Annotated in this window: 21 protein-coding genes; 14 read left to right on the top strand and 7 right to left on the bottom strand. The window is 64.2% G+C overall.

Features of this window, described 5'->3' with window-relative positions; translation table 11 throughout:
• Positions 1 to 139: 139 nt before the first annotated feature.
• From IVB01_RS30055 to IVB01_RS30015, 9 genes are all read left to right on the top strand, one after another.
• Positions 140 to 1,459: a CmpA/NrtA family ABC transporter substrate-binding protein gene (locus IVB01_RS30055; RefSeq protein ID WP_247279294.1), complete on the top strand. Its 1,320-nt coding sequence runs from the start codon at positions 140 to 142 to the stop codon at positions 1,457 to 1,459.
• A 61-nt stretch (positions 1,460 to 1,520) separates the two neighbouring features.
• Positions 1,521 to 2,417, top strand: a complete 897-nt coding sequence (ntrB, locus tag IVB01_RS30050) for a nitrate ABC transporter permease (RefSeq protein WP_247279295.1) — start codon at positions 1,521 to 1,523, stop codon at positions 2,415 to 2,417.
• Between the two features lie 11 nt (positions 2,418 to 2,428).
• On the top strand, positions 2,429 to 3,223 hold the full coding sequence (locus tag IVB01_RS30045) for an ABC transporter ATP-binding protein (protein ID WP_247279296.1): 795 nt from the start codon (positions 2,429 to 2,431) through the stop codon (positions 3,221 to 3,223).
• Between the two features lie 339 nt (positions 3,224 to 3,562).
• On the top strand, positions 3,563 to 4,942 hold the full coding sequence (locus tag IVB01_RS30040) for an MFS transporter (protein ID WP_247279297.1): 1,380 nt from the start codon (positions 3,563 to 3,565) through the stop codon (positions 4,940 to 4,942).
• 74 nt (positions 4,943 to 5,016) lie between these two features.
• Positions 5,017 to 6,234, top strand: coding sequence for an FAD-dependent oxidoreductase (locus IVB01_RS30035; protein ID WP_247279298.1), 1,218 nt, complete (start codon positions 5,017 to 5,019; stop codon positions 6,232 to 6,234).
• Positions 6,235 to 6,261: 27 nt separating this feature from the next.
• On the top strand, positions 6,262 to 8,964 hold the full coding sequence (locus tag IVB01_RS30030; RefSeq protein WP_247279299.1) for a nitrate reductase: 2,703 nt from the start codon (positions 6,262 to 6,264) through the stop codon (positions 8,962 to 8,964).
• Positions 8,965 to 9,088: 124 nt separating this feature from the next.
• Positions 9,089 to 9,928 carry an aldo/keto reductase gene (locus IVB01_RS30025; RefSeq protein WP_247279338.1) on the top strand — a complete coding sequence of 280 codons (840 nt, stop codon included), beginning with the start codon at positions 9,089 to 9,091 and terminating at the stop codon, positions 9,926 to 9,928.
• A 187-nt stretch (positions 9,929 to 10,115) separates the two neighbouring features.
• Complete coding sequence (locus IVB01_RS30020) at positions 10,116 to 11,057, top strand: DMT family transporter (RefSeq protein WP_247279339.1); 942 nt, start codon at positions 10,116 to 10,118, stop codon at positions 11,055 to 11,057.
• A 60-nt stretch (positions 11,058 to 11,117) separates the two neighbouring features.
• The gene (locus tag IVB01_RS30015; protein ID WP_247279300.1) at positions 11,118 to 12,197 is read left to right on the top strand and encodes a zinc-binding dehydrogenase; all 1,080 of its coding nucleotides are present in this window, start codon (positions 11,118 to 11,120) and stop codon (positions 12,195 to 12,197) included.
• Between the two features lie 4 nt (positions 12,198 to 12,201).
• On the opposite strand, the gene IVB01_RS30010 is transcribed toward IVB01_RS30015, so the two are convergent.
• On the bottom strand, positions 12,202 to 12,663 hold the full coding sequence (locus IVB01_RS30010) for an Lrp/AsnC family transcriptional regulator (protein WP_247279301.1): 462 nt from the start codon (positions 12,661 to 12,663) through the stop codon (positions 12,202 to 12,204).
• Positions 12,664 to 12,796: 133 nt separating this feature from the next.
• Between IVB01_RS30010 and IVB01_RS30005 the strand changes: the two genes are divergently transcribed.
• Together IVB01_RS30005 and IVB01_RS30000 are read left to right on the top strand one after the other, a co-directional pair.
• Positions 12,797 to 15,160 (top strand): transketolase, encoded by a 2,364-nt coding sequence (locus tag IVB01_RS30005; RefSeq protein WP_247279302.1) that lies wholly within the window; start codon positions 12,797 to 12,799, stop codon positions 15,158 to 15,160.
• A gap of 272 nt (positions 15,161 to 15,432) precedes the next feature.
• Positions 15,433 to 16,863 carry an aldehyde dehydrogenase family protein gene (locus IVB01_RS30000; protein ID WP_247279303.1) on the top strand — a complete coding sequence of 477 codons (1,431 nt, stop codon included), beginning with the start codon at positions 15,433 to 15,435 and terminating at the stop codon, positions 16,861 to 16,863.
• A 195-nt stretch (positions 16,864 to 17,058) separates the two neighbouring features.
• On the opposite strand, the gene IVB01_RS29995 is transcribed toward IVB01_RS30000, so the two are convergent.
• Positions 17,059 to 18,027, bottom strand: coding sequence for an SMP-30/gluconolactonase/LRE family protein (locus IVB01_RS29995; RefSeq protein ID WP_247279304.1), 969 nt, complete (start codon positions 18,025 to 18,027; stop codon positions 17,059 to 17,061).
• 91 nt (positions 18,028 to 18,118) lie between these two features.
• On the opposite strand from IVB01_RS29995, the gene IVB01_RS29990 reads away from it, so the two are divergent.
• A complete protein-coding gene (locus IVB01_RS29990) occupies positions 18,119 to 18,943 on the top strand; it encodes an NAD(P)-dependent oxidoreductase (protein WP_247279305.1) in 825 nt (274 codons plus the stop codon).
• A gap of 167 nt (positions 18,944 to 19,110) precedes the next feature.
• Here the strand turns inward: IVB01_RS29990 and IVB01_RS29985 are convergent, their stop codons facing one another.
• The 3 genes from IVB01_RS29985 to IVB01_RS29975 all read right to left on the bottom strand — a co-directional run bounded on the left by IVB01_RS29985 (position 19,111) and on the right by IVB01_RS29975 (position 21,767).
• Entirely contained in the window at positions 19,111 to 19,686 is a 576-nt protein-coding gene (locus tag IVB01_RS29985) for a hypothetical protein (RefSeq protein ID WP_247279306.1), read from the bottom strand.
• A gap of 34 nt (positions 19,687 to 19,720) precedes the next feature.
• Positions 19,721 to 20,722: a TAXI family TRAP transporter solute-binding subunit gene (locus tag IVB01_RS29980; RefSeq protein ID WP_247279307.1), complete on the bottom strand. Its 1,002-nt coding sequence runs from the start codon at positions 20,720 to 20,722 to the stop codon at positions 19,721 to 19,723.
• Between the two features lie 358 nt (positions 20,723 to 21,080).
• Positions 21,081 to 21,767 carry a GntR family transcriptional regulator gene (locus tag IVB01_RS29975; RefSeq protein ID WP_247279308.1) on the bottom strand — a complete coding sequence of 229 codons (687 nt, stop codon included), beginning with the start codon at positions 21,765 to 21,767 and terminating at the stop codon, positions 21,081 to 21,083.
• A gap of 176 nt (positions 21,768 to 21,943) precedes the next feature.
• On the opposite strand from IVB01_RS29975, the gene IVB01_RS29970 reads away from it, so the two are divergent.
• Positions 21,944 to 23,662 carry an IlvD/Edd family dehydratase gene (locus IVB01_RS29970; protein WP_247279340.1) on the top strand — a complete coding sequence of 573 codons (1,719 nt, stop codon included), beginning with the start codon at positions 21,944 to 21,946 and terminating at the stop codon, positions 23,660 to 23,662.
• 19 nt (positions 23,663 to 23,681) lie between these two features.
• On the opposite strand, the gene IVB01_RS29965 is transcribed toward IVB01_RS29970, so the two are convergent.
• The gene (locus IVB01_RS29965) at positions 23,682 to 24,476 is read right to left on the bottom strand and encodes an enoyl-CoA hydratase/isomerase family protein (protein WP_247279309.1); all 795 of its coding nucleotides are present in this window, start codon (positions 24,474 to 24,476) and stop codon (positions 23,682 to 23,684) included.
• Positions 24,477 to 24,704: 228 nt separating this feature from the next.
• Here IVB01_RS29965 and IVB01_RS29960 point away from each other — a divergent pair, with 228 nt between their 5' ends.
• Positions 24,705 to 25,925, top strand: coding sequence for an FAD-dependent oxidoreductase (locus IVB01_RS29960; protein WP_247279310.1), 1,221 nt, complete (start codon positions 24,705 to 24,707; stop codon positions 25,923 to 25,925).
• On the opposite strand, the gene rbsK is transcribed toward IVB01_RS29960, so the two are convergent.
• A complete protein-coding gene (gene rbsK, locus IVB01_RS29955) occupies positions 25,926 to 26,843 on the bottom strand; it encodes a ribokinase (protein WP_247279311.1) in 918 nt (305 codons plus the stop codon). It lies immediately after the preceding gene.
• Positions 26,844 to 26,848 lie beyond the last annotated feature (5 nt).

The raw sequence follows: 26,848 nt of genomic DNA, 5'->3' as shown, positions 1-26,848 counted from the left end.
TCCGACTTGCCGACGCCACCGGACGGGGGTTTCCCCGGTCGTGCGTTCGCATGCGCCAAATACGGCGCCGCCGGACGGACGGGCTGATCGTGTGCACTGAAGCCATCAATTCTGCAACGACGCAAAGGACGACCTGCCTATGACCAAGCGCACCCGCCGGCCCTCGGATAACGGGCTTAGCCGCCGCCAATTGATGAAGGCGACCGGCGCTACCGCCGCACTTCTCGCCGCCGCAAAACTGAATTTTCCCGCCGGCGTCTTCGCGCAGGAGGCAGGCCCTGAGGTCAAGGGCGCCAAGCTCGGCTTCATCGCGCTCAGCGACGCTGGCCCGCTGTTCGTCGCCAGGGACAAGGGGCTGTTCGCCAAGCACGGCATGCCCGACGTCGACGTGCAGAAGCAGGCCTCCTGGGGCACGACGCGCGACAACCTCGTGCTCGGCTCCGAAGGCAATGGCATCGACGGCGCACATATCCTCACCCCGATGCCGTATCTGATCTCGGCCGGCAAGGTGACGCAGAACAACCAGCCGACGCCGATGTACATCCTGGCCCGGCTCAATCTCGATAGCCAGTGCATCTCCGTTGCGAACGAATATGCTGACCTCAAGCTCGGCGTCGATGCGACGCCCTTCAAGGCTGCGCTGGACAAGAAGAAGGCGTCCGGCAAGGCCGTGAAGGCGGCAATGACCTTTCCCGGTGGCACGCATGATCTCTGGATCCGCTACTGGCTCGCCGCCGGCGGCATCGATCCCGACAAGGACATCGAGACCATCGTCGTGCCGCCGCCGCAGATGGTGGCCAACATGAAGGTCGGCACCATGGACTGCTTCTGCGTCGGCGAGCCCTGGAATCTGCAGCTGATCCATCAGAATATCGGCTACACCGCGGTAACGACCGGCGAGCTCTGGAATAAGCATCCGGAGAAATCCTTCGGCATGCGCGCCGCCTTCGTCGACAAATACCCAAAGGCCGCCAAGGCGCTATTGATGGCGGTGATGGAAGCCCAGCAATGGGCCGACAAGGCCGAGAACAAGGCCGAGCTTGCCGCCATCATGGGCAAGCGGCAGTGGATGAACTGCCCGGTCGAGGACGTGCTCGATCGTACCGCAGGCAAGTTCGACTACGGCATCCCCGGCAAGGTGGTGGAGAACTCTCCACACATCATGAAGTACTGGCGCGACTTCGCCTCGTACCCCTTCCAGAGCCACGATCTCTGGTTCCTCACCGAGGACATCCGCTGGGGCAAGTACGAGGCGAATTTCGACACCAAGGCGCTGATCGCCAAGGTCAATCGCGAGGACATGTGGCGCGATGCGGCCAAGACGCTCGGTGTCGCGGCCTCCGAGATCCCGGCCTCCACCTCGCGCGGCAAGGAAACCTTCTTCGACGGCAAGGTATTCGATCCGGAAAATCCGGCTGCTTATCTGAAGTCGCTCGCGATCAAACGTGTCGAAGTCTGATGGGGGCCAGCGGCCGCCTTTGCGCGGCCGCATCGTCTTTTGAAGCCGGAGAGAGATTGCAATGAATATGTCCGCCGCCAAGATTGAGATTGAAACGGCGACGCCTGCGGCCAGCGCCGCGCCGGTCGTCGCGATGACGCCAAAGCGTCCCCCGCGCACCGAAGCTTACGCACGCATGGCGCGGCAGACGGCCGCGCGCGTGATCCCGCCGCTGGTCGTGATCGCGCTGCTGACGCTGGTCTGGGAGCTGGTCTGCCGCCGCGCCGGCTCGGCGCTGCCGCCACCATCAAAGGTGTTCAAGGACACCAAGGAGCTGATCCTCGATCCGTTCTTCGACCATGGCGGTATCGACAAGGGCCTGTTCTGGCATCTCTCCGCAAGTCTCCAGCGCGTCGCCTTCGGCTATTCGCTCTCAGCGATCGCCGGCATCGCGTTGGGCGTGCTGGTCGGACAGTCGGTCTGGGCGATGCGCGGGCTCGATCCGCTATTCCAGGTGCTGCGCACCATCCCGCCGCTCGCCTGGCTGCCGCTCTCGCTCGCCGCCTTTCGCGACGGCCAGCCCTCGGCGATCTTCGTCATCTTCATCACCTCGATCTGGCCGATCATCATCAACACCGCGGTCGGCATCCGCAACATCCCGCAGGACTATCGCAACGTCGCGGCCGTGGTGCAGCTCAATCCGCTCGAGTTCTTCTCCAAGATCATGATTCCGGCGGCCGCGCCCTACATTTTCACCGGCCTGCGCATCGGCATCGGCCTGTCGTGGCTCGCGATCGTCGCCGCCGAAATGCTGATCGGCGGCGTCGGCATCGGCTTCTTCATCTGGGACGCCTGGAACTCCTCGCATATCAGCGAGATCATCCTGGCGCTGTTTTATGTGGGCATCGTCGGCTTCGTGCTGGACCGCCTGATCGCGGGCATCGGCAAGTTCGTCACCCGCGGCACCGCGCAGAATTGAGAGGAGGGCACATGACCGCCTATTTGAAGCTCGACCACATCGACAAGGTCTTCACCCGCGGCGCGGCCACCACGGAGGTGCTCAAGGAGATCAACCTGACGATCGAGAAGGGCGAATATGTCTCGATCATCGGTCATTCCGGCTGCGGCAAGTCGACCCTGCTCAACATCATCGCAGGCCTGACCGGCGCGACCACCGGCGGCGTGCTGCTGGAGAATCGCGAGGTCAACTCGCCGGGGCCCGATCGCGCCGTCGTGTTCCAGAACCACAGCCTGCTGCCGTGGCTGACCGTCTACGAGAACGTCAGGCTCGGCGTCGATAAGGTCTTTTCCAGGACCAAATCCCGCGCCGAACGCGACGCCTGGGTGATGCACAATCTCAGCCTGGTGCAGATGGCCCACGCCAGGGACAAGCGTCCTTCCGAAATCTCCGGCGGCATGAAGCAGCGCGTCGGCATTGCGCGGGCGCTGGCGATGGAGCCGAAGGTGCTGCTGCTCGACGAGCCGTTCGGCGCGCTCGACGCGCTGACCCGAGCGCATCTCCAGGACTCCGTGATGGCGCTGCATCAGAAGCTCGGCAACACCATCCTGATGATTACTCACGACGTGGACGAGGCGGTGCTGTTGTCCGACCGCATCGTCATGATGACAAATGGGCCGAGCGCGCGCATCGGTGAGGTGCTGGAGGTGCCGCTAACGCGGCCGCGCAAGCGGCTCGAGCTTGCGACCAGCGCCACCTACTTGAAGTGCCGGCAGCGCGTGCTCGAATTCCTCTACGAGCGCCATCGCTTCATCGAGGCCGCGTAACCGAAGCGTTAACGCGCGACATGCGCGCGCCTAATTAATTGACATGTCGCTCAATCCTTGTGCGTCGCACAAGGATTGAGCGAATCGCAAATTTAGCGTGCGGAAAGGCCTTGCAAGAAATTCGGGCAATACGAATAACGTACTGAAATCCCTATATTTCCAGCGTGCGCGCAACTGGCACGGAAATTGAAATGTGATTGCGCGACGCCAACGACGACGTCCCTCAACATCATCAATCAGCATCGTGAACTCGCCACCGGGGTGACGCCTCGGAGCGTGCCTCCGTGGCCGGAGGCTGAGCCTGCAACGACGCAGCGGTGAGCCTAGAAGGGATACTCAATGACGAAGAATCCAACCTGGATTTCAGACTGGCGCCCCGAAGATGAGGCGTTCTGGAATACGACTGGCAAGACCATCGCGCGACGCAACCTGATCTGGTCGATCGTGGCCGAGCATATCGGCTTCTCGGTCTGGCTGATCTGGAGCATCGTCGCCACCAAGCTGCCGCAGGCGGGCTTCCACTACACCACCGACCAGCTGTTCCAGCTCGTCGCCGTGCCGGGCCTGATCGGCGCCCTGATGCGCTTCCCCTACACATTTGCCGTGACGACCTTCGGGGGCCGCAACTGGACCGTCTTCAGTGCAGCGATCCTGTTTATTCCGACGCTGTCGCTTGCCTATTTCGTGAGCCAACCCGACACGCCGTTCTGGCTGATGCTGCTGGTTGCCTCGGCCGCGGGCCTTGGCGGTGGCAATTTCGCCTCCAGCATGACCAACATCTCCTTCTTCTTCCCCGACCGGATGAAGGGATGGGCGCTCGGCCTCAACGCCGCCGGCGGCAATATCGGCGTCTCCAGCGTGCAGCTCTTGACCCCGATCTTGATGACGCTCGCGGTCATCAACCTGTTCCAGGCCACGCCCGTCGACGGCGTCTTCCTCCAGAACGCCGGCCTGATGTGGGTGCTGCCGATCGCGATCGCGGTGTTCGGCGCCGTGTTCTTCATGAACAATCTGACCTCGGCGAAATCGTCGGTGAAGAACCAGCTCGCGATCGTCAAGCGCAAGCACACCTGGATCATGGCGTACCTCTATATCGGCACGTTCGGATCCTTCATCGGCTACTCCGCCGCGTTCCCGCTGCTGATCAAGACGCAATTCCCGGCCGTGACGATCTCGATCGCGTTCATGGGACCGCTGGTCGGCTCGCTCTCGCGCCCGCTCGGCGGCTGGCTTGCCGACAAGATCGGCGGCTCGATCATCACCTTCTGGAACTTCATCATGATGGCGGGCGCCACGGTTGGCGTGCTCTACTTCGTGGGACAGAAGGATTTCATCGGCTTCCTGTCGATGTTCCTGATCCTGTTCGTGACGACGGGCATCGGCAACGGCTCGACCTATCGCATGATCCCTTCGATCTTTCGCGAGGAGAATCTGTTCAAGGTGCGCGGCAAGGGTGATACGGCGCGCGCACTCGCGCTGAAGACGGCGAGCATCGAGAGCGGCGCGGCGGTCGGCTTCATCGGTGCGATCGGCGCGGTCGGCGGCTACCTGATCCCGACCGGCTTCGGCAAGTCGATCGCCCTGACCGGCGGACCGCAGCTCGCGCTCGCGATCTATCTCGCCTTCTACGCCTCCTGCCTCGCTCTGACCTGGTGGTTCTACCTGCGTCGCAGCCCGCAGGGTGAAGGCGCGTCGAGCCTTGCGGAAGCAAGAGTGTGACACTCGGTACGAAGCTCGCTTCTCCCCGTACGCGGGGAGAAGCTCCACCGCAGGCTATGGAATAGGGAATTGCCATGAGTGAACCGCTCGTCATTGTCGGTAACGGTATGGCGGCCGCGCGACTGGTCGATGAGCTCGCCAAGACCGCGCTCGGCCGCTACGCGGTCGCCGTCATCGGCGAAGAGCCGCGGCTCGCTTACAACCGCGTGCTGCTCTCATCCGTGCTGGCTGGCGAGACCGGCTCGCACGAGATCGAGCTCCGGCCGGCCGATTGGTGGCGCCATCGCGGCGTCACGGTGCGCTACGGTTATCGGGTCACCGAGATTGATACCGGCCGCCGCGAGCTCAAGATCGCCGGTGAGGAGAGCATGGAATATTCCAAGCTGGTGCTCGCCACCGGCTCGACGCCGCTGCGGCTTAACGTGCCGGGCGCCGATTTAGCCGGCGTGCACACTTTCCGCGATACGCGCGACGTCGATCTGTTGCTGACGCTAGCTGCGGCGAAGAAGCGCGTCATCGTGGTCGGCGGCGGCCTGCTCGGTCTCGAAGCGGCGTATGGACTTGCCAAGGCCGGCGCGCCGGTGACGCTGCTGCATCTGATGGACCGGCTGATGGAGCGCCAGCTCGATGGGCCGGCCGCCGATCTGCTCAAGACGCTGGTCGAGCGCAAGGGCATCCGGATCCTGCTCAATGCCTCGACCGCCCGCATTCATGGCGAGGGCCGTGTCGAGGCCGTCGAGCTTGCCGATGGCAGCCGTATCGAGGCCGACGCCGTGATCTTCGCCGCCGGCATCAAGCCGAACGTTGCACTGGCCGAGGACGCCGGCATCGCTGTCAACCGCGGCGTCGTCGTCAACGATGTGATGCAGACGGCTTCGCCCGACATCTTCGCGCTGGGCGAATGCGCCGAGCATCGCGGCATCTGCTATGGCCTGGTCGAGCCGGCTTACGAGCAGGCGCGGGTGCTGGCGCGGCATCTGGCCGGCCGTCCGGCCGCCTACCAGGGCAGTGTGGTCTCGACCAATCTGAAAGTCTCTGGCGTCGGCGTGTTCTCGGCCGGCGACTTCATGGGCGGCGAGGGCAGCGAGAGCCTCGTGCTCACCGACCGCAGGCGCGGCACCTACAAGAAGCTCGTCATTGCTGACGGCCGGCTCACCGGTGCCGTGCTGATCGGCGATACCGTCGATGCGCTCTGGTATCTCGAACTGATCCGCAATCGCGACAAGGTGGCGGCGATCCGCACCGACATGATGTTCGGCCGCGCGCTAGCGCGTCCCTCCAAGGCGGCTTGACAAGGCGGCTTGATAAGGCAGTTCGATATGACGGCGATCGATCCCGCGCTCCGCACGACCAAGACGACCTGTCCCTATTGCGGCGTCGGCTGCGGCGTGTTGGCGACGCCGGACGGCAAGGGCGGCGCGGCTATCGCGGGCGACCCCGAGCATCCCGCCAATTTCGGCCGGCTGTGCTCGAAGGGCTCGGCGCTGGGCGAGACCGTCGGCCTCGAAAGCCGTCTGCTCTATCCGATGATCCGCTGCAAGGGCGTGCTCGAGCGCGTCGCCTGGAGCGATGCGCTCGATCACGTCGCCCACCGCATGCAGCACATCGTGGCGCGCGACGGCACCGACGCAGTCGCGTTCTATCTCTCCGGCCAATTGCTTACCGAGGACTATTACGTCGCCAACAAGCTGATGAAGGGCTTTGTGGGCACCGCCAATGTCGACACCAATTCGCGGCTGTGCATGTCGTCCTCGGTCGCCGGTCATCGCCGCGCCTTCGGCGCCGACACTGTGCCCGGCTGCTACGAGGATCTCGACCAGGCTGACCTGCTGGTCTTCGTCGGATCGAATGCGGCCTGGTGCCATCCCGTGCTGTTCCAGCGCATGCTGAAGAACCGGCAGGAGCGTGGTGCGCGGATGATCGTGATCGATCCGCGCCGCACCGACACCGCTGATGACGTCGATCTGTTCCTCGGCCTCAAGCCCGGAACCGACACCGCGCTGTTTTCCGGCTTGTTCATCCATCTCGCCGACAACGGCGCGCTGGATCAGAACTACATCGCGAACAACACCTCGGGTTTCGACGATGCGCTGGCTCGCGCGCGCAACATTGCTGGCAGCGTCACTGCGACCGCGCTGGCCACGGGCCTCTCCGAACAGGATGTTGCGGCCTTCTTTCAGATGTTCCGCGACACGCCGCGCGTCGTCACGCTCTATTCGCAGGGCGTCAACCAGTCGGCGCAGGGCACCGACAAGGTCAACGCGATCCTGAACTGCCATCTTGCGACGGGACGCATTGGCAAGCCGGGCGCTTCGCCGTTCTCGCTCACCGGCCAGCCCAACGCCATGGGCGGCCGCGAGGTCGGCGGCCTCGCCAATATGCTTGCCGCCCATATGGGCTTCACGCCGCCCGACATCGATCGTGTCAGACGGTTCTGGAAGGCGCCGCGCATCGCCACCCATGAAGGATTGAAGGCAGTGCAATTGTTCGAGGCGATCGACTGCGGCGAGGTCAAGGCGCTTTGGGTGATGGGCACCAATCCCGCGGTGTCGCTGCCCGATGCCGACTTCGTGCGCGAGGCGCTGAAGAAGCTCGAGCTGTTCGTGGTCTCCGAGAACGTGCTTTCCAACGACACGGTTGAGGCGGGTCCGCATGTGCTGTTGCCGGCGCTCGCCTGGGGCGAGAAGTCGGGCACGGTGACCAACTCCGAACGCCGCATCTCGCGCCAGCGCTCGTTCCTGCCGGCGCCCGGCGAGGCGCGCCCCGATTGGTGGATCCTGAGCGAGACCGCAAAACGTCTCGGCTTCGGCGACAGCTTCAACTACAAATCGGCCGCCGAGATTTTTCGCGAGCACGCGGCGCTCTCGGCCTTCGAGAACGACGGCAGCCGTGATTTCGACATCGGCGCCCTGACCTCGCTGTCGGACGACGCTTTCGATGCCCTCAAGCCGGTGCAGTGGCCGGCGCGCCAAGGCGAGGCGCCCGGCGCGCGCTTCTTCGCGAATGGCGGCTTCTTCACCAATGACGGCAAGGGCCGCTTCGTCGCGCCGGAAGTGCCGGCGTTGCGCAGCGAGACCGGCGCCTCGCGTCCCCTGAGGCTCAATACCGGACGCATCCGCGACCAGTGGCACACCATGACGCGCACGGGCCTCAGCCAGCGGCTCGGCGCGCATCTGCCCGAGCCGTTTGTCGAGATCCACCCGGACGACGCCAGCAAATACGGCATCGTCGATGACGGCTATGCCCGCGTCAGCACTGATTACGGCCAGTGCATTCTGAAGGTCGCTGTCACAGAACGCCAGCAGCGCGGCACGCTGTTTGTTCCGATCCACTGGAGCGCGATGAATGCCTCGCATGGCCGCGTCGGGGCGTTGGTGCAGCCGTTCACGGATCCGTTCTCCGGACAGCCCGAGTCCAAGGCGACCCCAGTCGCGATCGCGCCTTACGAATACGTCTTTCGCGGCTTTGCGCTGTCGCGACAGCAGCTCGATCTGCCGCCGAACCTGTTGTGGACCCGCGTCACGGTCCCCGGCGGTTTCGGCTATCTGTTCGCCGACAATGCGGATCTATCGCGCTGGCCGGCCTGGCTCGACGGCGTCGCCGGCGAGGACGTTGCCGAATATCGCGATTTCGGCGGCGGCATCTATCGCGCAGCCTCGTTCGCGGGCGATCGCATCGAGGCCTGCCTGTTCGTCGGCCCCGGGCATGATGCCGGCGATTGGGAAGTGGTCAGAAATGCCTTTGCCTCCGATCACGTCACCGACGAGCAGCGCCGCATGCTGCTGGCAGGCAAGTCGACGGAGGGCGCGGCCTCGACCGGGCCGATCGTCTGCGCCTGCTTCGGCGTCGGCCGCGGCACCATCTGCGACACCATCGCCGCCGGGGCGCGCACCGCGGCCGAGATTGGCGGCAAGCTCAAGGCCGGCACCAATTGCGGCTCCTGCATCCCCGAGCTGAAGCGGTTGATTGCAACGACGGAAGTGCCGGCGAAGCAGGGCAAGCTTGCGGGGGCGGCGGGGTAGCGGCGCGCTGCTCCCATCTCATCGCGCGCGGAACAGAACTGTCGCCACCGTCTTCTGTAACAACATCTCCCTGTGGTAATGGCTTTCGCCAGGACGACATAGGCAGCGGAGATGAGGATTGCAGATGAAATTAAACTCGTTCGGCACGACCGGCGCCAACGTCTCCGTCATCGGACAGGGCACCTGGTATCTCGACCGTGGCGACCGCAACCGCACCATTGCCGCGCTTCAGCGCGGGCTCGATCTCGGCATGACCCACATCGACACCGCCGAGATGTATGGCGATGCCGAGCTCGTCATTGCGGAGGCGATTGCGGGCCGTCGCGATGAAGTGTTCCTCGTCTCAAAAGTGCTGCCGAGCAACGCCTCGCGCCGCGGCACGATCACGGCGTGTGAGCGTTCGCTGAAACGGCTGAAGACCGATCGGCTCGACTGCTATCTGTTGCACTGGCGCGGCTCCTATTCGCTCGAGGACACCGTCGCCGCGTTCGAAGAGCTGGTGAAGACCGGCAAGATCAAGTCCTGGGGCGTCTCCAATTTCGACGCCGGGGATCTTGACGAAATACTCGAGGTTGCGGGCGAGGGGCGGATCGCATGCAATCAGGTGCTCTATCATCTCAAGGAACGCGCGATCGAGCATGCCGTGATTCCCTGGTGTGAGCGGCATGGTGTCGCCGTGGTCGCCTATTCGCCGTTTGGTCATGACGATTTCCCGGACGCGCGCAGCAAGGGTGGTGCCGTGCTCGGGCGCATTGCGGAGGCGCGTGGCGTGACGCCGCGTCAGGTCGCACTAAGCTTCCTCACCCGTGCAACTACGGTGTTCGCGATTCCGAAAGCCTCGTCCGCGGAACATGCCGGCGAAAATGCGGCTGCCGGCGATCTCGTGCTGACGAAAGACGAGATTGCGGCGCTCGATGCGGCGTTTCCGCGCGGGCCGAAGCCGCGCAGCCTGCCCATGTTGTAATGCACAAACGCTCATTATTAATGGAGTATTGACGCGCGCGGGCGTCAGCGCATATCGGCATCCTGTTTTCGGAAGTTGCGGGCGCGGCGCATTTGTCGTTTTTTACGAGCGTTCTCGATTCGCATTTTCCCGGGTTCCAGCCGTGACACCGCCGCCCGCCGCAGCCGCAAGGCTCGACAATATTCCCATGCCCGTGCCGGAGAAGAAGCAGGAAGTTCGCCGCGCGCCCGCGCGCGTCGATCATCCCTTCAAAGGCATTGCGCTGGTGTTGCTGTCGACGGTGTTTCTCGGCACATCCGACGTCACCGCGAAATATCTCTCGACCAGCCTGCCGTCGATCGAGATCACCTGGATCCGCTTCGTCACCTTCGCGCTGATGTTCACGCCGGTGATGCTGCCGGGCTCGCCGCTGCATGCGATGCGCACCGAGCGCCTCGGCTTGCAATTGATGCGCGGCGCCGCGCTGCTCGGCTCCTCCCTGTTCTTCATCACCGGTCTCCGCTTCCTCCCCATTGCGGAAGCCTCCGCCACCGGCTTCGTCTCACCGCTGTTCGTCACCGCGCTGTCGATCATCTTCCTGAGCGAGAAGGTCGGATTGCGCCGCTGGATCGCCACCGCGATCGGCCTGACCGGCGTGATGATCATCCTGCGCCCGGGCTCCAGCGCATTTCATGCCGCGGCGTTCTTCCCGATCATCTCGGCGTTCTGCTGGGCTGCCGCGCTGATCCTGACGCGCATGATGAGCGGTCGCGAGGCGGTTCTCACCACCATGGCTTACTCGGCGCTGACGGGCGTTGCGATCCTTTCCGTGATGGTGCCGTTCGTCTGGGTCACGCCGAGCTGGACCGCGATCGGGCTTGGCATCGTGATCGGAGTTGCCTCTACCGTCGGCCAGTGGATCATCGTGCTGGCCTATCGCTATGGCGATGCCTCGGTGCTGGCGCCGTTCTCCTACACCCAGCTGCTCTGGGTCAGCATTCTGGGCTTCTTCATCTTCGGTGAGGTGCCTGACCTCTGGACCATCGTGGGCGCGGCCTTCATCGTCGCGAGCGGCCTTTACATCGCCCATCGCGAGCGGGTGCGCCGCGCCCAACTCCTGGTGCTGGAAGAGCGCTCCCCGAACCCCTGAGGCAAGATCGCGCGTCGCGCGTCGTGGTACCAATGGCTCCAACACCACGGGAGGAGCCGGATGCGCGCTGCGATTTTCAGGAACGGTGAGATTGTTGTCGATCGGATGGCGGAGCCGACGCCGGGTCCCGGCCAGGTTCTGGTCAAGACGCTCGCCTGCGGCATTTGCGGGTCCGATCTGCACGCACGCCAGCACGCCCATCGCATGGTGGAGATGGCGCGGAAGACCGGCCGCAAGCCGATGGATCTCAGCCGCGACGTCGTGTTCGGTCATGAGTTCTGCTGCGAGATCGTCGACTACGGACCGGGCACCGAACGCAAGCTTAGGCCGGGGACGCGGGTCTGCTCGCTGCCGGCCCTGGTGACGCCGCAGGGCATTGAGGGCATCGGCTATTCCAACGACAATATCGGCGGCTATGCCGAGGCGATGCTGCTCAGCGAGCCGCTGCTGCTCGAAGTGCCAAACGGCCTTGCGCCGGAACATGCTGCGCTGACCGAGCCGCTCGCCGTCGGCGTCCATGCCGTCGCAAAAGCCAATATCCGTGGCGGCGAGGTGCCGCTGGTGATCGGCTGCGGCCCGGTCGGGCTTGCGGTGATCGCTGCGCTCAAGCTCAAGGGGCTGCATCCGATCGTCGCAGCCGACTATTCGCCGGCGCGGCGCGCGCTTGCGGCCAGGCTTGGCGCGGATATCGTCGTCGATCCCCGGGTGTCGCAGCCTTATGCGACCTGGGCCGAGCACGCCCAGATGTCGGAGGCCGAGAAGGCAGCGCGACCGCCGTTCCAGGCCATGCTGCCCGCGCTGAGGCCTGCGATCATTTTCGAATGTGTCGGCGTGCCCGGCCTGTTACAGCAGGTGTTCGAAGGCGCGCCGCGCGATGCGCGCGTTGTCGTGGTCGGCGTCTGCATGGAAACCGACAAAAGCGAGCCGATGCTAGGCATCATGAAGGAGCTCAACGTCCAGTACGTGCTCGGCTACACCCCGGACGAGTTCGCAGCGTCGCTGCGTCTCATCGCGGAAGGGCAGGTGGATGCGGCGGCGATGGTGACCGCGGAGGTCGGTATAGACGGCGTCGCAAAAGCGTTCGCCGATCTTGCCAATCCCGAGGCGCACACCAAGATCATCGTGCAGCCGTGGCGGTGATACGCTACACCGGCAGCGCAATCGAATACTTCACTTGGCTCAGCGCAAAGCTCGATTCGATCGAAGCGATGCCGTCGAGCCGGGTCAGCTTGGTCTTCAGGAACGTCTCGTAGGAGGCGAGGTCGGCGGCCACCACGCGCAGCAGATAGTCGCGATTGCCGGTCATCAGATAGCATTCCAGCACCTCGTCCCATTTCGAGATCGCGCGGGCGAAGCGGTTGAGGTCTTCCTCCTTCTGCCGCGCCAGCTTGATCGAGATGAAGACGCTGACGTGTAGCCCCAGCGCCTTCTGGTCGACGGTCGCAACGTAGCGCGAGATGACGCCGCGTTCCTCCAGAAGCTTGACGCGGCGGTGGCAGGGCGAGACCGAGAGCCCGACCTTGTCGGCAAGCTCCTGCATGGTCATGCGGCTGTCGGTCTGGAGCAGCGCGAGGATTTTTCGATCGATGGTGTCGAGCTCGGGCATTGGGATCAAACCTGTATATTTGGCCTTCCGTTGGTAAAGTATCCCAAGACAAGCGGGTATGGCGCGAAAAATTGAGAAGTCTGGCGCGGCCGGCAGGCGTATCATCGGCCGACCTGTTTCCGGGAGCATTGCCATGCCCGTTGATTCCGCCCGCCTCGACATCCTGACCGCCCTTAGCCGCAAAGCGCTGTGGCTCTCGTCTTGGACCATCCACCACGCCAACCACATCCGCCCGAGCGGGGACGGCCTCAAGGTCGGCGGCCACCAAGCCTCATCCGCCTCGCTCGCCACCATCATGTCGGCCCTGTATTTCAGCGTGCTGAGACCTGAGGATCGCGTCGCAGTGAAGCCGCATGCGAGCCCGGTGTTCCATGCCATCCAATATCTGTTCGGCCGGCAGACCCGCGAGAAGCTGGAGAATTTTCGCGGCTTCAAGGGCGCGCAGTCCTATCCCTCACGCACCAAGGATGTCGACGACGTCGATTTCTCCACCGGCTCGGTCGGCCTCGGCGTCGCGCAGACGCTGTTCGCCTCGCTGGTGCAGGATTACGTTAAGGCGCATGGCTGGATGAAGGATCGCCGCGAAGGGCGGATGATTGCGCTGGTCGGCGATGCCGAGATGGACGAGGGCAACATCTTCGAAGCCCTTGCAGAAGGCTGGAAGCACGGCCTGCGCAACACCTGGTGGGTGGTCGACTATAACAGGCAGTCGCTCGATGCCGTCGTGCGCGAAGGGCTCTGGGAAAAGTTCGAGACCATGTTCCGCAATTTCGGCTGGGACGTGGTGATCGTGAAATATGGCCGGCTAATGCGCGAGGCCTTTGCCGAGCCGGGTGGCGAGGCGTTGAAGCGCTGGATCGATAATTGTCCGAACGCGCTCTATGCAGCGCTGTGTTTTCAGGGCGGCGCGGCGTTCCGCAAGCATCTGCACGATGAGATCGGCGACCAGGGCCCGATCACCAAGCTGATTGACAAGCGCAGCGACGACGAGCTCTTGGCGCTGATGTCGAATCTCGGCGGCCACGACATGGCGAGCATGCTGGAGGCGTTCGAGTCCATCGACCACGATCACCCGGTCTGCTTCATCGCCTACACCATCAAGGGCGTCGGCCTGCCGTTCCAGGGTCACAAGGACAACCACGCGGGGCTGATGACGGTCGCGCAGATGGAGAAGTTTCGCGACAGCCAGAACATCCGGCCCGGGCATGAATGGGACAAGTTCGAGGGGCTCGCGCAAGACCCGGCCGAACTCGAAGCTTTTCTGGCGCGGGTGCCGTTCAACCAGGATGGCCGTCGCTTGAGCGCACCCGTGGTCGAGGTGCCTCAGCAGCTCGCGTTCAAGCCGTCACCGCAGATGTCGACCCAGCAGGGCTTTGGTCTCGTGCTGAACGAGATCGCGCGCAGCGACAGCGAGCTCGCGAAGCGCATCGTCACGACCTCGCCTGACGTGACCGTCTCGACCAATCTTGGCCCCTGGGTCAATCGCCGCGGCCTGTTCGCCCGCGCGGAGAAGGCGGACTTATTCCGCAGCGAGAAAATTCCTTCGACCTATAATTGGGATGCTTCCCCCAAGGGGCAGCATCTCGAGCTCGGCATCGCCGAGATGAACCTGTTCATCATGCTCTCGGCGCTCGGCCTGTCGCATCAGATCAACGGCGAGCGGCTGCTGCCGGTCGGCACGCTCTACGATCCCTTCATCGAGCGCGGTCTCGATGCGCTGAACTATGCCTGTTATCAGGATGCGCGCTTCATGGTGGCGGCAACGCCATCGGGCATCACGCTTGCGCCCGAAGGGGGCGCACACCAGTCGATCGCAACGCCGTTGATTGGGATGGCGCAGGATGGGCTCGCCTCATTCGAGCCGGCCTTCGTCGACGAGCTCGCGGTCATCATGGCTTTCGGTTTTGAGCACATGCAGCGCGAGGCCGGCGAGGGCGGCTCGATCTATTTGCGGCTGTCGACGCGCAGCATCGAGCAGGCGCAGCGCATCATGACTCCGGAGCTGAGGCAGGGCATCACCGAGGGCGCCTATTGGCTGCGCAAACCGGGGCCGAATGCCGAAGTCGTGATCGCCTATACCGGCGCAGTCGCGCCGGAAGCGATCGAGGCGACCGGCTTCATCGGCGAGAGTCGCCGCGATGTAGGCCTGCTCGCGATCACCTCGGCCGACCGTCTCCACGCTGGCTGGACCGCCGCGCGAAGATTGCGGCGCGACCGCCGCGGCGTGCAGCATCTCAGCCACATCGAGAAACTGCTGGCGCCGTTGCCGCGCGACTGCGGCATCGTGACCGTGATCGACGGCCATCCCGCCGCGCTCGGCTGGCTCGGCAGCGTCCGCGGCCACCGCGTCGAGGCACTCGGCGTCGAGCAGTTCGGTCAGACCGGCACGATCGCCGACCTCTACCGGCACCACGGCATCGATGCCAACGCCATCATCGATGCGGCCGAAAGCCTCACCACCGGCGCACCGGTGCTGCACCGGAAGATGGCGGTATAGTTGAGTTGACTCCGCTGTCATTCCGGGGCGCACGTTAGCGCGAACCTCAGGTGCGCAATTGCGCACCGGGGAATCTCGAGATTCCGGGTTCGGCTCTTCGAGCCGCCCCGGAATGGACGATCGAGAGAACCTTGCCACGTTCCCACCGCCGGCTCATATAGCCTCAGTCCGCCGCAACGCTGGCCCCGCATATGGCGGGTTCAATTGCCGGCGCTTTCGTGCAAGGATGCCTGCCGAAACGCCCCCTCCAAGCCCCCAAGAAGAGGTTAACGATGGTCAATCGCATGCAATTCTATATCGACGGCGCCTGGGTCGATCCCGCCGTCAAGAAGTCCACCGCCGTGGTCAATCCGGCGACGGAAGAGGCGATGTACGAGGTTGCGCTGGGCTCCAAGGCCGACGTCGACAAGGCCGTTGCCGCCGCCAAGCGCGCCTTTGTAACGTTCTCCCAAACCAGCCGCGAGGAGCGCGTCGCGCTGCTCACGAAAATCATTGAGATCTACAAGGGCCGCCTCAAGGAGATCGGCGCCGCCGTCTCTGACGAGATGGGCGCGCCGCTGCCGATGGCAGAGAAGCTCCAGGCCGGCGCCGGCCTCGGCCATCTCATGACCACGCTCGACGTGCTCAAGAACTACCATTTCGAGGAGCCGGTCGGCACCGCCATGGTGCTGCGCGAGCCGATCGGCGTGGTCGGCATGATCACGCCCTGGAACTGGCCGCTGAACCAGATCGCCTGCAAGGTTGCGCCTGCGCTCGCCGCCGGCTGCACCATGATCCTGAAGCCGTCGGAGTTCACACCGACCTCGGCGCTGATCTTCGCGGAGATCCTGCATGAAGCGGGCGTGCCGAAGGGTGTGTTCAATCTCGTCAACGGCCTCGGCCCCGAGGTCGGCGCCGCCATGAGCGAGCACCCCGATATCGACATGATCTCGTTCACCGGCTCGACCCGCGCCGGCATCGACGTGGCGAAACGCGCAGCTCCGACCGTCAAGCGCGTCAGCCAGGAGCTCGGCGGCAAGTCGCCGAACGTCATCCTCGAAGGCGCCGACCTGCAGAAGGCGGTGACCGGCGGCGTGATGCATATGTTCAACAACTCCGGCCAGTCCTGCAACGCGCCCTCGCGCATGATCGTGCCGCTGTCGAAGATGAAGGAAGTCGCCGCGATCGCGAAGGCTGTCGCCGACAAGACCAAGGCAGGCGATCCCCGCGCCGAAGGCACCACCATCGGTCCGGTCGTCAACCGCGGCCAGTGGGACAAGATCCAGGCGCTGATCAAGAAGGGCATCGACGAGGGCGCGACGCTCGTTGCCGGCGGCCCGGGCCTGCCCGAAGGCGTCAACAAGGGCTTCTATGTCCGCCCGACCATCTTCGCCGACGTCACCAGCGACATGACGATCGCCCGTGAGGAAATCTTCGGACCGGTGCTGACCATCATCGGCGCCAAGGACGAGGCGGATGCGGTGAAGATCGCCAACGACACGCCATATGGTCTTGCCGGCTACGTCTCGGGCGCGACCGTCGAGGACGCCAAGCGGGTGGCGCGTCAGATCCGCGCCGGCAACGTCAACCTTCAGGGCGTGCCGAACGACCGCACCGCGCCGTTCGGCGGCTACAAGCAGTCCGGCAACGGCCGTGAGTGGGGCAAGTACGGCCTGGAAGACTTCCTCGAAGTGAAGGCCGTCGCCGGCTTCAACGCGGCGTAACCTTTATCGTCTGAACCAAATTTGACGCCGGAGCGGGAAACCGCTCCGGCGTATTTCGTTTCCGTCATTGGGAGGAGCCCTTGCGACGAAGCAATCCAGGCCGTCTCCGGGGAAACAGTCTGGATTGCTTCGCGGAGCCTGTCATCGGGCCGCGCTGCGCGCGGACCCGTTGGCTCGCAATGACGACCGGAGCACCTATCCCCCGAGCGCACCTTGCGTGTTCACGTACAACGCGTAGATCGACTGGCTCGCCGCCATGAACAGGCGGTTGCGCTTGACGCCGCCGAAGCAGAGATTGGCGCAGCGCTCGGGCAGCGCGATGCGGCCGATCATGACGCCGTCAGGCGCGAACACGACCACGCCGTCGAGCTCGGGATCCCCCATGCCCCAACCGCACCAGAGATTGCCGTCGATGTCGCAGCGCATGCCGTCCGGCGTGCCGGGACCTGCATCGATGTGGACGCGCTTGTTGGCGACCGTGGTGCCGTCCGCCGCGACGTCATAGGCGAGAATCTTTCGATTCGGCACGCCGCGCGATTCCACGACGTACAGAATCTTCTCGTCCGGCGAGAAGCACAGCCCGTTCGGTCCGAGCACGCCTTCTGCGACGATGGTCGCCTTGCCGCTCGCAGGATCGAGCCGGTAGACGTTCGGTTCGATCTCGGGCTCGGCCTTGTAGCCCTCGTAATTACCGAGCAGGCCGAAGGTCGGATCGGTGAACCAGATCGAGCCGTCGGACTTCACCACGACGTCGTTCGGCGAGTTCAGCCGCTTGCCATTGAACGAATCCATCAGCACGGTGATGGTGCCGTCATATTCGGTGCGGGTCACACGGCGGCCGCCATGCTCGCAGGTGACGAGCCGGCCCTGGCGATCCCTGGTGTTGCCATTGGCGAAATTCGAGGGTTTCCGGAACACGCTGACGGTGCCGGTTTCCTCCTCCCATTTGATGATGCGCTGGTTCGGGATGTCGCTGCACAAGAGGTAGCGCCCGTCGCCGAACCACACCGGCCCCTCGGCCCAGCGCAGGCCGGTCGCCAGCCGCTCCACCGCCGAAAGTTTTAGCCAGTATTTTTCGAAGCGGGGATCGAGTGCACGTATTGCCGGATCGGGGTAATAGGTCGCCGGCCGCCAGCCTTGTGTGTGGGACGATGCATCGTTCATGTGCAGGTCTCGTTGTTGCGTTCCCTCTGTGCAAGTCTGCTAGCATCAGATATCTACGGCCGCAAATCGGTCGCTACATACGAGGAACGACATGCCGCGCATTTTGATGACGGGAGCTTCGGGCGGGATTGGTACGCGGCTGCGGAAATTGCTGCCGCCGATCTACCCGGACCTGCTGCTCAGTGACATCCGCAAGCCTGCCGATCTCGGCCCGAATGAGCAGTTCAAGGCCGCCGACCTCTCCGACATTTCGCAGGTCGAGGCGATCTGCGAGGGCGTCGACGGCATCATCCATTTCGGCGGCTATTCGGTCGAAGGCCCCTGGGACGGCATCCTGCAGGCCAACATCATCGGTTGCTACAATCTGTTCGAGGCCGCGTACCGCAAGGGCGTCAAGCGCGTGGTGTTTGCCTCGTCGAACCATGCCGTAGGCTTCTATCCGCGCCACCACAAGATCGGTACCGACGTCACCCCGCGCCCCGACGGCCGCTATGGCGTCAGCAAGGTGTTCGGCGAGGCCGTCGGCGCGCTCTACGCCGACAAGCACGGGCTGAAGGTGACTTGCCTGCGCATAGGCAATTTCGGCGACATGCCGCTCGACCATCGCCGGCTCGCGATCTGGCTCAAGCCCGACGACCTCGTGCAGCTCTGCCAGATCGGGCTCGAGCATCCCGACATCCATTTCGAGATCTTCTACGGCGTGTCCCTGAACGAGCGCGCCTGGTGGGACAACCACCGCGCCTACGAGTTCGGCTATCGCCCCACTGGCCGCTCTGAGGATCATGTGGCGCACGCAATGGCCGAGCAGGCCAAGCTCAAGCCGGATCCGATCGGTGATCACTATCAAGGCGGCGCCTTCTGCAGCAACGAGTTTGACGGCGACGCGAGCCGGATCATCGACTGGAATAAGCGGTAGACGGGTTTCCCATGCCTGACATTTGCTGCAGTCGGACCAAGCGCCCGGCTGCGGCTCAAGGCGGGCAATTGTAGCCGATCAACGCATGTCCGCGAGCGCCGCGGGCAAATCGTTCGTGACGTGCTCGAACAAGGCGGAGCCCGTGTGATCGCATGAGCTGGCCCACGTCATTTTGCAACCCGCGCTTCCTGTTTCTTGGTCACGTGCCAGAGCACCACATGGTAATGCGGCACATCCACGCCGGGGTGACCCGCGTTGAAGTAGAGGCTGACATGATCAACCGGTGCCGCGGACCCCGCCCCGTCCAATGACTTGCGATCTTCGATGTCCTTGTTCGGGACCATGTACACGGTCGCCACCAAGCGATCCCTGCGATCGAAGCACAGGAACGGCCCCAGCGGTAAAGCGTCGGGCTTGACGAAGATGATGCCGAGGCCCGGAAAGAACTTCGGGAAATTCACGAGATCGCTGACCCGCTTGTATCCGTTTTTTTCGGCGACCTTCCGCTGATTTGGCGGCCGACGAACGACTTCGTGCTTCTCTTCGTGCTTCCTATCCGCCTTGCTGCTTCGGTGAGGGGCTGTCCTGGTTTGCTCGGTCGTGTCGGCCGGCGGCGCGGTGGTCGGTGCGAACGTCTGCGGCGCTGGCGGAAAGAAGGGAGCAAATTGCGCTGCAGGATGCCTCACGTCGGCGATCAAGGCGAGCAACGCAGCCAAGGCTGTGCTCACAAGCGCGTTGCGCATCGACACCTCCCGAAATTTGCCTGCCAAATTTTGCTCACTTATCCGGATTGCGTTCTCGCCAGCGCAGGAAATCCCGGAACAATTCTTCGCGGTCTGGCGGATTGGCGGTTGGCTTTCCCTCGAGGAACCGGCCGAACGCCTTGCGAAGCGCGGCCTCGCCGCCGGATTGCTGCTGGAGCCAGCGCTCTGCCGGTCGGAATCGTTGCCATCCAGGGAGGAGCGCGGCCAGGTTGACCTCGCGCCATTTGGGGTGATGTGCGTCGCCGAGAAATTCAGGAAAACGCGTGAACAGTGTCTGGACGAACAATTCCAGCAGCCGAAACCGTTCGCTGCGTGGCGGCCAGTTGTAGGCGAACAGAGCGGATTTGATCGCGATCGTGTCCACAGCTGCATTGACCCCGATGAGATCTGGGTAATCCTCGTGGCGAAGCGTCGATGGCAGATAGTTTTGCTGCAGCAGCTCGTTGGAATAGGGGATGGGCAAGAAGTGAATGCCCTTGGCCTGCCCGGCCCATGCGAGGAAGCTGACTGGTTTTCCTGAGACCAGCAGGGCGGCCGAGATGTCTCCCTTCCGCATCCCCTCCAGCGCGGCGTCCGGCCCCAGGTTGGATTCGCTGATCTTGACGCCCAGACGGTTCAGCACCTCGCGGCCAAGCACGGCGCCCGCACTGCCGTCCTCGCCAAGATTGACCCTCTTCCCCGCAAGATCCGTCAGGCTTGCGATCTCCGGCCGTGCGAGGAGATGGAACTCTTCGACATGGAGCGAGGCAATGTAGGCAAGCTTATCGGAGATGTCTCCGAACGTCTTTGCCTCCCGGAGCCGGTCGACCAGGATAACAGGTGCGATCGCCACGTCGGCACCTGCCAGAGTGAGCACGTCGAGGATGCTGCGGGTGCCGCCGTTTCCCACGATTGGCACGACCCGCAAAGCGACTTCGCCATGCGGACCCGTCTCCTGGCCACTGGCCAGTGTGGTCGCAATGTCCTGAGCTATTGCGAATTCAGTGCATTGCGGCGTACCGGTGACGAAGCCCACCGTAAATGGGTCCGCAGGTCGTCTCGTTTCTTTCCGGGGGGCGCTTTCTTTTCGCGGAGACGCTTTCCCGGATTCACTCGGAGACGCGGAAGGTTGCCGTTGTGCGAGGGACTCCTGGACCTGTCCGCCGAGCCAGGCCGCTGCAATCAGTGCGAAGAACAAACCGGCCCGCATCGCTCCGCAGACCCTTATGTTCAAACCTGTGCGGTAGCCAGCCCTCCCTTGGGCTGACATGTTCCGATCGATCGTCACCCGGCTACGCGCGCGAATGAATCTCGCTCGAGCCTTCCAACGCGCCCCGGCTAGCGGCGTTCCTTTTTGGACGTATACGGCTCGTTCGTGGCAGGTACTTGCTCACCTAGAGTCCGGCCCCATCATCGGCGATGCGCTTGAGGTAATCTTTCTTGCTGAACTGCATGTGATCCACGCAGAGTTGCGCGAGCGCCCAACTGTCGCGGCCCTTGAGCAGCTCGATCATCAGTTCGTGCTGGCGCCGCGATTGTGCGAGGCCCTCGCGATCGGCGAGGTTCTTCGCGCGCATCGGCAGCGTCAGGTTCATGTAGTCCTGGAGCGAGCGCACCAGATAGGGATTGCCGCAGGCCGAGAACAGCGCAAGGTGGAAGGCGTCGTTGGCCTCGTGAATGCCGCGCAGATCCTGCGCGTCGGCCCTTGCGCAGTATTGCCGTTGCAACGCGGAGAGTTCGTCGATCAGGCCTTGCGGCGCGGGCAGGGGGATCATCAGCGCAGCCTGCCGCGTCAGCATCTCCCGCACCTCGTAGATCTGATGGACTTCCTCGGCCGAGTAGAACCGTACGGTGGCGCCGACATTCTTCTCACGACGGATGATGCCGCGCCGCTCCGCATCCAGCAGCGCTTGGCGCACGAAGTGCCGCGAGGTGCCGTAGCGCGACATCAGCGCGTCCTCGGTAAGGCGCGCGCCCGGTGCAAGGCGGCCGAAGATGATGTCCTCTTCCAGGCGCGCGACGACGTCGTCCGGATCGTCGCGCCGGACCGGAATTGCCTCAGGAGTGCGAATGTCGGACATGCCCTTAGCCTCCCGGCGGTCGGCCGGTTCGTCCTGTGGAGCAGGGGAGGCTTGGATTGTCAATAATCTGCACAGCAAGAGACGCCAAAGCCCAGAAAGTGCGACAATATTGGCCAATCTTATTGACAATCGTGGGCGAGAATGTACCACGATGGCAACTCGGAAGGAGTGGCATGATGACGAGTGGCCTGCGCAAGGGTTTGACGAGCTATGGCGATGCCGGCTTCTCGCTGTTCCTGCGCAAGGCGTTCATCAAGGCCATGGGCTATTCCGACGATGCGCTGGAGCGCCCGATCGTCGGCATCACCAACACTTATAGCGACTACAATCCCTGCCACGGCAACGTCCCGCAGATCATCGAAGCCGCCAAGCGCGGCGTGATGCTGTCCGGCGCGATGCCGTTCGTATTCCCGACCATCTCGATCGCCGAGAGCTTTGCCCATCCGACCTCGATGTACTTGCGAAATCTCATGGCGATGGACACCGAGGAGATGATCCGCGCCCAGCCGATGGATGCGGTGATCGTGATCGGCGGCTGCGACAAGACTCTTCCTGCGCAGGTGATGGCGGCGATCAGCGCCGATCTGCCAACCGTGGTCATCCCCGTGGGGCCCATGGTGGTCGGCCATCACAAGGGGGAAGTGCTGGGCGCCTGCACCGATTGCCGCAGGTTGTGGGCAAAATACCGCGCCGGCGACATGGGCGATGCCGAGATCGAAGCAGTCAACGGCCGCCTCGCGCCGTCCGTCGGCACCTGCATGGTGATGGGCACGGCCTCGACCATGGCCTGCATGATCGAAGCCATGGGCCTGTCGCTGCCGATGAGCGCGACGATCCCGGCGCCGCACGCCGAACGTTTCCGTCTTGCGGAGGCCAGCGGCAAAGTCGCCGCCGAGATGGCAAAGACGAAGGGGCCGAAGCCGAGCGAGTTGCTGACGCCGGCCTCGTTCCGGAACGCGCAGGTCGTGCTTCAGGCGATTGGCGGCTCGACCAATGGCCTGATCCATCTGACCGCGATGGCGCATCGCTCGCCGTACCGGCTCGATCTCGAAGTGTTCGACCAGATCGGCCGCGAGGTGCCGGTGCTGGTCGATCTCAAGCCGTCCGGCGAACATTACATGGAGCATTTCCATCACGCCGGTGGCGTGCCGAAACTGCTGGCGCAGCTCGGTGATCTCGTCGATCTCGATGCCGGGACGATCAGCGGCCAGACGCTACGCGACGTCGTGGCGAATGCGGAGCACGTGCCGGGCCAGGACGCGATTCGTTCGCGCGACAATCCGATCAAGAAGGAGGGCGGTCTTGCCGTCCTGCACGGCAATCTCGCGCCGCGCGGTGCGGTCATCAAGCAATCGGCCGCCAGTCCAAAGCTGTTGCAGCACACCGGGCGCGCGGTGGTTTTCGAATCCGTCGAGGACATGACCCTGCGGGTCGACGATCCCGACCTCGATGTCACGGCTGACGACGTGCTGGTGCTGCGCAATGCCGGCCCGAAGGGCGCGCCGGGCATGCCCGAGGCGGGCTATCTGCCGATCCCGAAGAAGCTCGCGCGGACCGGCACCAAGGACATGGTGCGCATTTCGGACGCACGCATGAGCGGCACCGCGTTCGGCACCATCGTGCTGCACATCACGCCGGAATCTTCTGTCGGCGGGCCACTCGCGCTGGTGCAGAACGGCGACATGATCCGCCTCGATGTGGCCAAGCGCAGCATTGAGCTGTTGGTCGATGCCGCCGAACTCGAGCGGCGCCGCGCCGCGTTGAAGCCGGCCGCAGCGCCGGAAGAGGCCCGGCGCGGCTACGCTTGGTTGTTCAATGAGACCATCATGCAGGCCGACGAGGGCTGCGACTTCGATTTCATGCAGAGGACTGGACCAAAGACTGAGAAGGAGTGAGGGACCAGCCCCACGGCAGCTACTTGCCCTTGCTGGTGAACTTCTTCACGGCGGCGCGGAACTCCTCCGTGTTCATCGCCATGATGATCTTGTGCTCCTCGGCATCCAACTGCTGCTTCACCGGCGTGGTCGCGGCCTGGTAGACGAGCGATTTGGTGCCGGTGATCGCCGCCGGCGGGTTTTGCGCGAGACGCTCGGCGAGTTTTTGCGTGGCTGCTTTCAGATCAGCGGCGGGAACGATCTTGGCAACCAGGCCCCACTCGTAAGCCTGCTGCGCGGTAAAATTATCCTCGGACAGGAAGATTTGTAGCGCGCGGCGGGAGCCGACCGTGCCGACGATGCCGACCGTGGAGCCGCCGTCCGGCGACACGCCGATCTTGGCATAGGCCGGCGTGAACTTGGCGTCGTCGGCGGCAATACAGAGATCGGTGACGAAGGCGAGCCCCATGCCGGCGCCGGCGGCAGAGCCGTGGACGCTGGACAGCGAGATCTTGGGCATGCGGCGGATGATCTCGATGAAGGCGTGATAGTGCTTCAAGAGCTCGCCGACCACGGGCGCCACCGTGCCTGCTTCGGCGGCTGCCCCGATCGTCTGAAGATCGCCGCCGGCCGAGAAGGCGCGGCCTTCGCCTTCGAGGACAACGACCTTGATGTCGTCCGCGCCTTCGATATAGGCCGCGAGCTGCTCGAGCTTCTGCGCGATCGCCAGGTTGATGGAGTTGAACGCGGCAGGGCGGTTGAGCGTGATGGTCGCGATCGGGCCTTCGATCCGCAGCAGGGCGGGATCATCGGGCTGGGAGATAGGAGCTGGCATCTGAGAATCCCCGGCAAAAGGTTCGTTGCTGCAACTAAATCGCAGAAGGCGAGGGGTGACAATCCCCGCCCGCCGCTCTTGCGCTGGGCGGAACGATAGGCTCAAATGGGCCCGCCTTCGCCAAGGAACGGACACGAGCGCCGGCTCCTCGTCAGGCCAGCAAACCAAAATCAGCGAGAGAGGAGACGACATGGGTCACGCTCGTGTCTTGCGGAAGTGGGCTGTCCAATGACGGATGGTCCGGTGATCATCGTCGGGGCCGGCCATGGCGGCTATCAGGTCGCGGCATCCCTGCGCCAGGCGGGCTTTTCGCAGCGCATCTGCCTGATCAATGACGAGGCGCATCTGCCCTATCAGCGGCCGCCGCTGTCAAAAGCCTACATCAAGGGCTCGGCCGGGCCGGAGAGCCTGATGTTCCGGCCGGAGAAGTTTTACCAGGACCAGAAGATCGAGCTGATCGCCGGCCGCGCCGTCTCGATCGACCGCGCCGACCGCAAGCTGCATCTGGCCTCGGGCGAGACGCTGCCTTACGGTCACCTCGTGCTGGCCACGGGCGCGCGCAACCGCCTGCTCGACCTGCCCAACGCCAATCTGCCCGACGTGAAATACTTGCGCATCCTCGACGACAGCGAGGCACTGCGCCAGGTCATCCCGTCGAAGGCACGCGTCGTGGTCATCGGCGCCGGCTTCATCGGCCTCGAATTCGCGTCCACCGCGCGGATCAAGGGCCTCGAGGTCGACGTGCTCGAGCTCGCCCCGCGCGTGATGGCGCGCGCGGTGACGGCGGAGGTCTCCGAATATTTTCAGGCGCGGCATCGCGGGGCCGGCATCCGCATCCATCTCGGCGTACAGGCCACTTCCATCGAAGCCGAAGGCGGCAAGGTCACCGGCGTCTCCTTGAGCGACGGACGGCATCTGCCCGCCGATCTCGTCGTGGTCGGCGTCGGCGTGCTGCCGAACATCGAGCTCGCGGCTGAAGCGGGCCTTCCCGTTGCCGCCGGCATCGTCGTCGACGAATATCTTGCGACGGCTGATCCCGATATTTCGGCGATCGGCGACTGCGCGCTGTTCGCAAGCCCGCGCTTCGGCGGTTCGCTGCGGCTGGAATCGGTGCAGAACGCCACCGATCACGCCCGCTGCCTCGCGGCGCGGCTGACCGGCGACAGCAAGCCCTATGACAGCCATCCCTGGTTCTGGAGCGACCAGGGCGAGGACAAGCTCCAGATCGCCGGCCTCACCACCGGTTACGATCGCGTCGTGCTGCGCGGCAACCCCGCGAGCAAGGCGTTTTCGGCGTTCTGCTACAAGGGCGAGACGCTGCTGGGCATCGAGTCGATCAACCGCGCCGGCGACCACATGTTCGGGCGCCGATTGCAGGCCATGGACCGCTCGATCACACCGGAGCAGGCTGCGGACGAGAGTTTTGACCTGAAGAGCGCACTGGCGTGATCAGCTTGCGTCGATCACGGCAGCCACTTCCTTTGCCGTCGGCATCGACGGCCCCGCGCCCATCCGCTGCACGCTGATCGAAGCGGCCGCGTTGGCAAACGTGAGCGCGTCGCGCAGTGTCGCGCCGTCAGCCAGTTGCGCCGCGAGCGCGCCGACGAAGCAATCGCCGGCGCCGGTAGTGTCGACCGCCTTCACCGTGCGCCCCTGCACCGAAATTTCCTCGCGCCCCGCCAGCGCGAGCACGCCGCGCTTGCCGAGCGTGACGCAGATGGTCTGGTCCCGCCGCGCCTGAAGTTGTCGCGCGACGTCGATGATCCGCGCGGCCTCGTTGCCGTCGGAGAGCTCGGTCCCGGCGAGCAAGCCGAGCTCGGTCTCGTTCAGCACGAGGATATCGACCAGCGCGAGCAGCTCGCCGGGCATGGTTTGCGCCGGTGCCGGGTTGAGCAGCGTCGTGGCTCCGGCGGCGCGTGCCCGCTGGAAGAACGCGGCAATCGCCGGCAGCGGAATTTCGAACTGGCTGACCGCAACGTCGCCCTCCAGCAGCGGCACGACGCTGACGTCATCAGCGTCGACCAATGCATTGGCGCCGGGGATGACGACGATGGTATTGTCAGCCTCCGCCACCGTGATGATGGCCGTACCGGTGTGCGCGTCAGCCGTCTGCTGCACGTAGCCGAGATCGATGCCCTGACTGCGAAGGAAAGCCTTCAGCTCGGTCCCAAACGAATCCTTTCCCAGCCGCCCGATCAGCGTGGTCCTGGCGCCAAGCCGCGACGCGGCGACCGCCTGGTTCGCGCCCTTGCCACCCGGAAAATACAGCACCTGCTTGCCAGCAACGGTCTCGCCGACGCGTGGATGGCGGTCGGCTGTTGCCACCACATCCATGTTGATGCTGCCCGCGACGAAGACGCGACCCATGACAC

This window comes from Bradyrhizobium sp. 164, assembly GCF_023073715.1.
Taxonomy (GTDB): domain Bacteria; phylum Pseudomonadota; class Alphaproteobacteria; order Rhizobiales; family Xanthobacteraceae; genus Bradyrhizobium.
Note: the sequence above shows the minus strand (reverse complement) of the source record. Positions and strands in the feature narration are given on the sequence as shown.

What these genes read in the sequence shown, in the direction of transcription:
- IVB01_RS30055 (WP_247279294.1), top strand. Translation starts at nt 140, where the DNA reads ATGACCAAGCGCACCCGCCGGCCCTCGGATAACGGGCTTAGCCGCCGC.
- ntrB (WP_247279295.1), top strand. Translation starts at nt 1,521, where the DNA reads ATGAATATGTCCGCCGCCAAGATTGAGATTGAAACGGCGACGCCTGCG.
- IVB01_RS30045 (WP_247279296.1), top strand. Translation starts at nt 2,429, where the DNA reads ATGACCGCCTATTTGAAGCTCGACCACATCGACAAGGTCTTCACCCGC.
- IVB01_RS30040 (WP_247279297.1), top strand. Translation starts at nt 3,563, where the DNA reads ATGACGAAGAATCCAACCTGGATTTCAGACTGGCGCCCCGAAGATGAG.
- IVB01_RS30035 (WP_247279298.1), top strand. Translation starts at nt 5,017, where the DNA reads ATGAGTGAACCGCTCGTCATTGTCGGTAACGGTATGGCGGCCGCGCGA.
- IVB01_RS30030 (WP_247279299.1), top strand. Translation starts at nt 6,262, where the DNA reads ATGACGGCGATCGATCCCGCGCTCCGCACGACCAAGACGACCTGTCCC.
- IVB01_RS30025 (WP_247279338.1), top strand. Translation starts at nt 9,089, where the DNA reads ATGAAATTAAACTCGTTCGGCACGACCGGCGCCAACGTCTCCGTCATC.
- IVB01_RS30020 (WP_247279339.1), top strand. Translation starts at nt 10,116, where the DNA reads ATGCCCGTGCCGGAGAAGAAGCAGGAAGTTCGCCGCGCGCCCGCGCGC.
- IVB01_RS30015 (WP_247279300.1), top strand. Translation starts at nt 11,118, where the DNA reads ATGCGCGCTGCGATTTTCAGGAACGGTGAGATTGTTGTCGATCGGATG.
- IVB01_RS30010 (WP_247279301.1), bottom strand. Translation starts at nt 12,663, where the DNA reads ATGCCCGAGCTCGACACCATCGATCGAAAAATCCTCGCGCTGCTCCAG.
- IVB01_RS30005 (WP_247279302.1), top strand. Translation starts at nt 12,797, where the DNA reads ATGCCCGTTGATTCCGCCCGCCTCGACATCCTGACCGCCCTTAGCCGC.
- IVB01_RS30000 (WP_247279303.1), top strand. Translation starts at nt 15,433, where the DNA reads ATGGTCAATCGCATGCAATTCTATATCGACGGCGCCTGGGTCGATCCC.
- IVB01_RS29995 (WP_247279304.1), bottom strand. Translation starts at nt 18,027, where the DNA reads ATGAACGATGCATCGTCCCACACACAAGGCTGGCGGCCGGCGACCTAT.
- IVB01_RS29990 (WP_247279305.1), top strand. Translation starts at nt 18,119, where the DNA reads ATGCCGCGCATTTTGATGACGGGAGCTTCGGGCGGGATTGGTACGCGG.
- IVB01_RS29985 (WP_247279306.1), bottom strand. Translation starts at nt 19,686, where the DNA reads ATGCGCAACGCGCTTGTGAGCACAGCCTTGGCTGCGTTGCTCGCCTTG.
- IVB01_RS29975 (WP_247279308.1), bottom strand. Translation starts at nt 21,767, where the DNA reads ATGTCCGACATTCGCACTCCTGAGGCAATTCCGGTCCGGCGCGACGAT.
- IVB01_RS29970 (WP_247279340.1), top strand. Translation starts at nt 21,944, where the DNA reads ATGACGAGTGGCCTGCGCAAGGGTTTGACGAGCTATGGCGATGCCGGC.
- IVB01_RS29965 (WP_247279309.1), bottom strand. Translation starts at nt 24,476, where the DNA reads ATGCCAGCTCCTATCTCCCAGCCCGATGATCCCGCCCTGCTGCGGATC.
- IVB01_RS29960 (WP_247279310.1), top strand. Translation starts at nt 24,705, where the DNA reads ATGACGGATGGTCCGGTGATCATCGTCGGGGCCGGCCATGGCGGCTAT.
- rbsK (WP_247279311.1), bottom strand. Translation starts at nt 26,843, where the DNA reads ATGGGTCGCGTCTTCGTCGCGGGCAGCATCAACATGGATGTGGTGGCA.